The sequence below is a fragment of the Nocardia pseudovaccinii NBRC 100343 genome (genome assembly GCF_001613225.1).
GTDB classification, from domain to species: Bacteria; Actinomycetota; Actinomycetes; order Mycobacteriales; family Mycobacteriaceae; genus Nocardia; species Nocardia pseudovaccinii.
In genome coordinates, this window is sequence record NZ_BDBY01000153.1 from 22,775 (window position 1) to 30,815 (window position 8,041).

Annotated in this window: 9 protein-coding genes; all 9 read right to left on the reverse strand. The window is 67.8% G+C overall.

The window, feature by feature from the left end:
* Positions 1-12: 12 nt before the first annotated feature.
* Positions 13-969, reverse strand: coding sequence for a pantoate--beta-alanine ligase (gene panC / locus NP3_RS18170; RefSeq protein ID WP_063042785.1), 957 nt, complete (start codon positions 967-969; stop codon positions 13-15).
* Positions 966-1,910 (reverse strand): Rossmann-like and DUF2520 domain-containing protein, encoded by a 945-nt coding sequence (locus tag NP3_RS18175; protein ID WP_063042794.1) that lies wholly within the window; start codon positions 1,908-1,910, stop codon positions 966-968. The genes panC and NP3_RS18175 overlap by 4 nt, the downstream gene beginning before the upstream one ends.
* Positions 1,911-2,109: 199 nt before the next feature.
* Positions 2,110-3,153, reverse strand: coding sequence for a DUF6779 domain-containing protein (locus NP3_RS18180; RefSeq protein WP_063824807.1), 1,044 nt, complete (start codon positions 3,151-3,153; stop codon positions 2,110-2,112).
* A 70-nt stretch (positions 3,154-3,223) separates the two neighbouring features.
* Positions 3,224-3,694, reverse strand: coding sequence for a DUF3180 domain-containing protein (locus NP3_RS18185; protein WP_063042795.1), 471 nt, complete (start codon positions 3,692-3,694; stop codon positions 3,224-3,226).
* Between the two features lie 2 nt (positions 3,695-3,696).
* Positions 3,697-4,233 carry a 2-amino-4-hydroxy-6-hydroxymethyldihydropteridine diphosphokinase gene (gene folK / locus NP3_RS18190; RefSeq protein WP_063042787.1) on the reverse strand — a complete coding sequence of 179 codons (537 nt, stop codon included), beginning with the start codon at positions 4,231-4,233 and terminating at the stop codon, positions 3,697-3,699.
* The gene (folB, locus tag NP3_RS18195) at positions 4,230-4,664 is read right to left on the reverse strand and encodes a dihydroneopterin aldolase (RefSeq protein WP_084508668.1); all 435 of its coding nucleotides are present in this window, start codon (positions 4,662-4,664) and stop codon (positions 4,230-4,232) included. Before folB ends, folK begins: the two co-directional genes overlap by 4 nt.
* Positions 4,661-5,488 (reverse strand): dihydropteroate synthase, encoded by an 828-nt coding sequence (folP, locus tag NP3_RS18200; protein ID WP_063042788.1) that lies wholly within the window; start codon positions 5,486-5,488, stop codon positions 4,661-4,663. Before folP ends, folB begins: the two co-directional genes overlap by 4 nt.
* Positions 5,489-5,568: 80 nt before the next feature.
* Complete coding sequence (gene folE, locus NP3_RS18205) at positions 5,569-6,159, reverse strand: GTP cyclohydrolase I FolE (RefSeq protein ID WP_040686186.1); 591 nt, start codon at positions 6,157-6,159, stop codon at positions 5,569-5,571.
* Between the two features lie 199 nt (positions 6,160-6,358).
* A partial coding sequence (ftsH, locus tag NP3_RS18210) for an ATP-dependent zinc metalloprotease FtsH (protein WP_063042797.1) occupies positions 6,359-8,041 on the reverse strand: 1,683 nt, incomplete at its 5' end.

Sequence of the window (8,041 nt, forward strand, 5' to 3'; positions counted from 1 at the left end):
CTGTCGCCCTTCCTAAATATTGGCCTGGGCAGGCTGGGAGTCGGTCGCGGCGGTGCGCGAATCGGGAAGTGTGGGGTGGCCGCCATCGACGGGGGCGCCGAGCGCGACAGCCGTGTTGTCGATCAGGCGGGTCGAGCCGACCTCGGCGGCGATGAGCAGTCGCGCATTGCCGTTCGCGGGGGCGGGGCCGAGCGTGGACGACCGCAATTCGAGATAGTCGACACCGACACCGGGGGTCGCGTCGAGCACCGCGCGGGCGGCCGCCAGCACGGCATCGGCGCCGAGCGCGCCCGCATGCCGACCCGCGGCCAGCGCCGCCGACAGGGCCAGCGCCGATTCGCGCTGTGCCGCATCGAGATACCGATTGCGGGAGGACAGTGCGAGGCCGTCGGGTTCGCGAACCGTCGGCAGCGGCACGATCTTGACGTCCATATTCAGATCACGCACCATCTGCCGGATCAGCGTGAGCTGCTGATAGTCCTTCTCGCCGAAGAAAGCCTCGGTCGGGCGCGCGATATTCAGCAGCTTGGCGACAACCGTCAGCATGCCCGCGAAATGCGTCGGGCGGCTGGCTCCTTCGAGCTCGGCGCCGATCGGGCCCGGATGCACGGTGGTACGCGGCCCGTCCGGATACATATCCGACGCGCTCGGCGCGAATACCAGCTCCACACCCTCGTCGCGCAGCAACTCGACGTCGGCGTCGAGGGTCCGCGGGTATTTGTCCAGATCCTCGTTCGCACCGAACTGCAGGGGATTCACGAAAATCGAGACGATGACGACCTGATTGGTCCGCTTGGCCCGGCGCACGATCTCGAGGTGCCCCTCGTGCAGTGCGCCCATGGTCGGCACCAGGCCGACGGTACGGCCGACGCCGCGCAGGGCCTTGGAGACCGCGGCGATCACCTCGGGATCGTGGTGCACGGTCAGCTCGCCGCGGCGGTATGCGCCGGGCAATTTCGGATCCATCATCGGCCTCCTTCCAGCAGCTCGATCAGAGCCGGATTGGTCTTGGCGCGTTCGGCCGTGCGCAGCGATATGGCGCGATAGCCCGCGGCCAGCCGGATATCGACCGCTTCCAGAGCGGTCAGATGGGCGGCAACGGCATCCGCATCGCCACGCGCCACCGGGCCGGTCAGCGCGGACTGACCGCGGCGAAGGGCATTGTCGAGCGCGGCGGAGGCCAAGGGGGCGAGTAGGCGTTCGGCCAGACCGTTGGGTTGATCGTCGACGATCTGCTGGCCGAGCAGGCCGGGGCCCGCGAGCGCGGCGCGCAGTGCGTCGACCGCGTCCAGGATGACCGTCACCAGGTGATTACTGCCGTGTGCGAGCGCGGCGTGATAGAGCTGGCGATTTTCTTCCTGCACCCGGACCGGCTCGCCGCCCATTTCGATCACCAGCGATTGCGCGATGGCGAAGCCGATTTCGTCGGCGGCGGTAATGCCGAAGCAGGCATTGCCGAGCCGGGCGACGTCCTCGTCGTGTCCGGTGAAGGTCATGGCCGGATGGATGGCCAGCGGCAGTACGCCACGCTCGGCCAGCGGAGCAAGCACGCCGACACCATTGGCGCCGGAGGTGTGCGCGACGATGGTGCCCGCCCGGACCACCCCCGCGGATGCGAGCCCGCGCACCAGCCCGGATAGTTCGGCATCGGGTACGGCCAGCAGCAGTAATTCGCTGCGTGCGGCCACCTCCTCGACCGGCAGGATCTCGGAATCGGGTAGTCGAGTGCGGGCCCGATGCACCGAGGCATCAGAAATGGCGGCCACGCCGAAAACCACGTGTCCGGCGCGCTCGAGCGCCGCGCCGAGTGCGGAGCCGACCCGTCCCGCCGAGACGATTCCCACCGTCAGGCGTGCAGGCGCGGGGTCACCCGAAGCAGCGTTGTCAGGGTTGACGCTTCTCGAGGTCAACGTTGTCCTCTCGATGTCGTTCCAGTCCCGGACAGCCGGGTACCAGACGTTCCGCACCGAGAATATCGGCCCGTGGCTCGCCGATGCCACGGGGCACCGCGTGATTTACAACGCAGTGCTGTGTCTGATTGCCGTGCCTGCGGCGCGGCGTGTTCGCGGCCCCCCGGTGGCTCGCGGAACCGTCACCACTCGTCGGGAATCAGTGCCCGGTGCGTCCCTTTTCCTCGGATTGCAGGTTCGCCATGATCTCGGCCACCGAAAGTCGGCGCGAGGAATTGCCGGAGTCGGCGTCCGGATCGACGCGGCGACGGCGGCGGGAGGTGGCAGTGCCCAGCGGCGGGACGGTGGTGGTCGGGTGCGGGGCAGGCTCTGGATGTGGCGTCGGCGTGGACGGCTCCGGTGGCTCGGCTTCGGATGCGGTGGACTCCGGCTCCGAAAGGCGCGGCGGCACGGTGTACTCCAACGGCTGCAGCCGCGGGGGGACACCGGTCTTTTCCGGATCCTCGGTGAACGCGTCGGCCCAGCCGCCGGTGGTGGTGAGCGGGTCGCTGTCGACCTCGGCGTCGGCGATATCCGCATCATCGAAATCGTCGGCGGAGACGATCGCGGTCTCCGCGGTCACCGGGTCGTCGAAGGGGCTGGCGAACCGCGGAGGCTCCGGATGATCCGATTCGAAGACCGGAGTAAAGGTGCTGGGGGATTGCTGGAACGCCATGTCCAGCCAGGTGTCGGCATTCGCCGAGCTATTGTTGGCCGAATTTCCGAATGCGCTCGGCAACTCTTGAATCCGGGTCGCATCGGCGCGCAATGCGGGTCGATCCATCGGCAGATCACCGTCGAAGAGCCGCTGCAGACTCTCGCGAAGCACGGTCAGTTCGGCGCGCAGCGCGGCCATTTCGGCCGCATCGGCACCCACTTCCGCGCGCACCCGCGCCTCGACGCCGAGCTCGTATTCGCGCCGGGCGGTCACCTCGCGTTCCAACTGGAGCTCGTACACCGTCTGCAGGTCACGGACCTTGGCCTTGTCGATCGTGGCTTCCTTGCGGTACCGCGTCGCGGCCAAAGCGCCGATGACGGCCGCCCACAGCGCCGCCACCAAGCCGATCCGAACAAACTGCAGACGGTCACTGAAAACCAGGAAAACGCTGGCAACCAGACCGAGCAGAATCAATACGCCGATGAACAATTTTCCCGCGTCGTCCCGCCGTCGACGAGAGGTGCTGCTACGGGAGGGTGAAACCATGCACGCCAGGGTAGCTTGATCAGCCAGCCGCGCCCAGATTCCCGTGCGGTGATTCCGACAAGATTATTTGCTATGTAGTTGCCGGATCGTCTGAAGGGTCCTCGGGAGCCCGACAGCAATACTCCAGCCACAGCGCCGCAGCAACCAAAGCCACCCCCGCCAGCATCCCGACAATGGCGCCGGGACTATCCGCACCCGCCGCATTCAAGGTGTCGCGCTGCGGAAAGACCCAGAGAAGGAAACCCAGCCAGACACCGGCGGCAAGCGAGCCGACCTGCGCGGACGCCTTCGCCAGCGCGACCGCGCGGGCCGCGGTAATCGGATGCAACTGGTGGCTGCCGTCGCCGATCTGATGTTCACTGACCCGTCCGCGAATTACGAAGCCGAGCGCAACTTCGATCGCGGCGACCGGATAAAGCGATGCGCCCGCGTAAATCGAGATCGGCGGGAAACTTCCATAAGCCATCCGCGTGAGCACCCAGGCGATGAGCGCCGCGATAACGACATTGGCGATGAGATCGAGAATCCGAGTCGGCTTCAGTTTCACGACGCCGATCCCTCCGCGGCGGCCGACAGCACGAATTCGGTCGGCCGGACCCCGGCGCGCTCGGCCGCGTCGAGTTCGGCGAGCCGGTCGCGCACCGGCCGGGCGTTTCCATCGACAACGAGTTCCGCGTCCGGCTGTACATCCAGCCAGGGGATGAGCACAAAGGCCCGGTTGTGTGCCTGTGGATGCGGCAGGGTCAATTCCGGATCGTCGCTGCGGCAGACCACGCCGTCCTCGGCGCACCACACCACGTCGACATCGAGAGTGCGTGCGCCCCAACGCACCTCACGCGCCCGCCCGGCGGCCTGCTCCAACTGTTGTCCGATGCGCAGCCAATCGTGCGCACCGAACTCCGGATCATCAACCAGCACAACGGCATTGAGATAGTCGTCCTGATCGACCCCGCCCCATGGCGCAGTCGAGTACACCCGCGAAACCGCGACCACCCGATCCCCCAAACCCTCGACAACACTGCACAGATGTGCGAGCCGATCGCCCAGATTCGAGCCGATCGACAAGACGGCGCTACTCATGCCACGACTCCCCGCTGCCGCGAGGTGACCACGCGGACATCGGCGAAGGTATGCGGAATCGGCGCGGACGGTTTGTGCACGACGACCTCGACCGACTGGATGCGGGGATCGGTCATCACATCGTCGGCGATCTCGGCGACCACCTTTTCGATGAGATTGCGCGGCGGGCCCTGGATGATCTGCACCGCGCGCTCGGCGAGGGCGCCGTAGTCGATCGTGTTCGCGAGGTCGTCGGTGGCCGCGGCGGCGGCGAAATCGGTCCATACCGTCAGATCGACCAGGAACTCCTGGCCGTCGCGGCGTTCGTAGTCGAAGCAGCCGTGATAGCCATAGGCGCGCAGGCCGCGCAGCTCGATCCGGTCCAGCTGCTCGGGCCCCCCTATCTCCCGGCCACCACCCCTCAGCGAAGCGCTGCGCGATGCTGCGGTCATAGATCGGCTCCTCGGGTGCTGTTTCGGGCGGCACGCAGCCAGGCGTCGGTCACGGCAATAGCATCCAGCGAGGCGCGCACATCGTGGACGCGGACACCCCAGGCGCCGTGCAGGGCGGCCAGCGCCGACACCGTCGCGGTAGCGGTCTCCCGGCCGTCGGGCGGGCGCGGCCCATCGGCATCGGCGAGCAGGGCGCCGAGGAATCGTTTACGGGAGGCGCCGATGAGAATCGGCAGCCCGTGGCCGACCAATTCGGGCAGTGCGCCGAGCAGCGCCCAATTGTGTTCGGCATTCTTGGCGAAGCCGAGGCCGGGATCGAGTACCAGCCGGGACCGATCCACACCGGCCGATACGGCCAGATCCACCTGTGCGGTCAGTTCGGCGAGCACCTCGGCGACCACATCGTCGTAGTGGTCGGCCGGACCGGTGTGCCGATAGTCCGCGCCCGCCCGCCAGTGCATGAGGATCCACGGAACCTCACCTGCCGCAACGACTTTCACCATATCGGGATCGGCGCGGCCACCGGAGACATCGTTCACGACCGAAACTCCGGCCGCGATCGCCGCCTCGGCGACACCGGCCCGCATGGTGTCCACACTGGTCGGCACACCGGCAGCTACCAAGCCGCGAATGACCGGAACCACCCGCGCGGCCTCGGTTTCCGGGTCGATCCGCACCGCGCCGGGCCGGGTCGACTCGCCGCCGATATCGATGATGTCGGCGCCCGCCTCGTACAGCTCGATGCCGTGTGCGATGGCAAGACTCGGATCGAGATAACGACCGCCGTCGGAGAACGAATCGCTGGTGACGTTCACGACGCCCATCACAACGCAGGAGCGACTATCGCGCGGCGCGACACTGCTCCGGAGGGGATCGGGGGCGTGGGTCGACACCGCGCGGTGCCTCACTTCCGCAGGATCAGATCGAGCGCCTCGGCCCGCGAGGCGGCGTTGGACTGCAGCAGACCGCGCACAGCGGAGGTGGTGGTGCTGGCGCCGGGCTTGCGGATACCGCGCATGGCCATGCACAGGTGCTCGGCCTCGATCACGACGATGGCGCCGCGCGGATCCAGCTTGCGCATGACGGCATCTGCGATCTGGCTGGTCAGCCGCTCCTGCACCTGCGGACGCTTGGCGTACAGATCGACCAGCCTGGCCAGTTTGGACAGTCCGGTCACGCGGCCGTGCGGGCCCGGAATGTAGCCGACATGCGCGACGCCGTGGAACGACACCAGATGGTGCTCACAGGTCGAATACAGCGGGATATCGCGAACCAGCACCAGTTCCTGGTGTCCCTCGTCGAAGGTGGTGTTCAGCACCGCATCCGGCTCGGTGAAGAGCCCGGCGAACATCTCCCGGTATGCGCGGGCCACCCGTGCGGGCGTATCGATCAGGCCCGGCCGGTCCGGATTCTCACCGACCGCGATCAGCAATTCCCGGATCGCGGCCTCGGCGCGGGGCTGATCGAACGGGCTACCGGTCTCCAGTGCGATCAGATCCGGCTCGGCCGGGCCCGCACCGTTGTACTTGACCGGTTCGTCGAATTCGTCGAAAGCGTTGGCATTCGCAACGGCACCGCCGCTCACATGCCCGGGCCCACCGACGTGATTGTTGGCCGACAATCGAGGACACCTCCAAAATCTCGGGCGCGAGCAATCTCCCCGCACCCAGATGGTCGAGCCTAATCGGCACGTGTCAGTGCCGACCGTTCGGTCCATCCCAATCGTGGTTCTCGCCCTCGTTATTCCCGGTGCCGTTGGCGGGCTCGTCATAGCCGTCGTTGCCGCGGCCCGGCTGACCCCATGGCTGCTGCGGCTGCGGGTAGCCGTGCCGCGGCTGCGGCTCACCCTGCCAGCCGCCGTAGCCGGGCTGACCCGACTGCTGCTGCGGTTCGTCGCGCGGCGGCCAGCCCGGGGCGGACCAACCGGCCGGAGCACCGTAGTCCGGCCGCGAGCCGTGCGTCGCGCCCTGTCGCGGATAAGCCGGGGAGGGCGCCTGCGGCAACGGGTAACCGGGCGCGGGCTGCTGGGGGTGACCGCCGCCGTAGCGCGGTTCCTGATAACCGCCGTCCGGATAGCCATTGGTCGCGGCGGGTTCGCGCTGCGGCAGCTTCGGCAGGCCCGGCGCCTGCGGGGGCCACGGCTCGCCGCGTTCGGCGGCCAGTTCACCCGGGGTCTTCACCGGCGGCTTGTCCGACGGCACGCGCTCGCCGAAATCGTTGAACGCGGTGATGCGCGGACGCTTGTCCACCGCGGCGAGGATCTCCTCGAGATCCTTGCGGTGCAAGGTCTCCCGCTCCAGCAGCGCCGTGGCGAGCACATCGAGCACATCGCGGTATTCGTTGAGGATGGCCCATGCCTCGGTGTGCGCGGCCTCGATGAGGTTGCGCACCTCCTCGTCGATGGCACCGGCGACCTCGTGCGAGTAGTCCGAACCCATGCCCATCGAACGTCCGAGGAACGGGTCGCCCTGCTCCTGGCCGTAGCGCACCGCGCCCAAACGCGCGCTCATGCCGTATTCGGTGACCATCGCGCGCGCGATCTTGGTGGCCTGGTCGATATCCGAGGACGCACCGGTGGTCGGCTCGTGGAACACCAGTTCCTCGGCCGCGCGACCGCCCATCGCCATGACCAGGCGGGCGATCATCTCCGAGCGGGTCATCAGGCCCTTGTCGTCCTCGGGCACCGTCATGGCGTGGCCGCCGGTGCGGCCGCGGGCCAGGATGGTGACCTTGTAGACCGGCTCGATATCCGGCATCGCCCAAGCGGCCAGCGTGTGACCGCCCTCGTGGTAAGCGGTGATCTTCTTCTCGTGCTCGCTGATGATGCGGCTCTTGCGGCGCGGACCACCGATGACGCGGTCCACCGACTCCTCGAGTTGCTCGCCGGTGATCACCGCGCCGTTCTCGCGCGCGGTGAGCAGAGCGGCCTCGTTGACGACATTGGCCAGATCCGCGCCGGACATGCCGACGGTGCGCTTGGCCAGACCGTCGAGATCGGCCTCGGGCGAGATCGGCTTGCCCTGCGAATGCACCCGCAGGATGGCGCGCCGTCCGGCCAGATCCGGGTTGCTGACCGGGATCTGCCGGTCGAAGCGGCCCGGCCGCAGCAGCGCCGGATCGAGGATGTCGGGGCGGTTGGTCGCGGCGATCAGGATGATGCCGGTGCGATCGCCGAAGCCGTCCATCTCGACGAGCAACTGGTTCAGCGTCTGCTCGCGCTCGTCGTGACCGCCGCCGAGACCGGCGCCACGCTGGCGGCCGACCGCGTCGATCTCGTCGACGAAGATGATGCACGGGCTGTTCTGCTTGGCCTGTTCGAACAGGTCACGCACGCGGGAGGCACCGACACCGACGAACATTTCGACGAAGTCCGAACC

Bases quoted from the DNA above. Each gene is read 5' to 3' on its own strand.
- panC (WP_063042785.1), bottom strand. From the start codon at position 969: ATGATGGATCCGAAATTGCCCGGCGCATACCGCCGCGGCGAGCTGACC.
- NP3_RS18180 (WP_063824807.1), bottom strand. From the start codon at position 3,153: ATGGTTTCACCCTCCCGTAGCAGCACCTCTCGTCGACGGCGGGACGAC.
- folK (WP_063042787.1), bottom strand. From the start codon at position 4,233: ATGAGTAGCGCCGTCTTGTCGATCGGCTCGAATCTGGGCGATCGGCTC.
- folB (WP_084508668.1), bottom strand. From the start codon at position 4,664: ATGACCGCAGCATCGCGCAGCGCTTCGCTGAGGGGTGGTGGCCGGGAG.
- folP (WP_063042788.1), bottom strand. From the start codon at position 5,488: ATGGGCGTCGTGAACGTCACCAGCGATTCGTTCTCCGACGGCGGTCGT.